1 protein-coding gene is annotated in these 411 nt (G+C 64.5%); it reads right to left on the reverse strand.

All coding sequences use genetic code 11. The features are described 5' to 3' along the window. The coding region (locus NHL53_RS14550) for a DUF7507 domain-containing protein (protein ID WP_433777615.1) at nucleotides 1-411 on the reverse strand (411 nt) is incomplete at both ends.

Here is a 411-nt window from a genome sequence, read left to right on the forward strand (position 1 = left end):
CGGCGGCGTGTGATGCTCCGTCTCACCCGGCGGAGGCGTGATCGGAGGACCCGTCGGCGGAGTGCCCGTCGACGTGGCGACGTTCGCGAACGACACATCCCACGCATCATCATCCACCGTCACCGAGTAGGTCACCTCGACCACATCACCCGGCTCCAGCACACCCGTCCACGACAACGCCGACGCTTCCGCGTCGAACACCGGCGCCGAAGCCTCCTCGCCACCGACCGTCGCGACCGCGTCATCGTTGAACTGCGCATACTGCAGCACATCCGACAGGTCATCATCGATCACGACATCGAGATCCGTGTCACCCGTGTTCTCGCCCGAAAGCGTATACGTCACGGTGTCACCCGGCTGAACCTCCGAACCCGACACCGGATCCGACGACTTACCGAACACATACCCCGG

This window comes from Microbacterium sp. gxy059, assembly GCF_050958665.1.
Classification (GTDB): domain Bacteria; phylum Actinomycetota; class Actinomycetes; order Actinomycetales; family Microbacteriaceae; genus Microbacterium.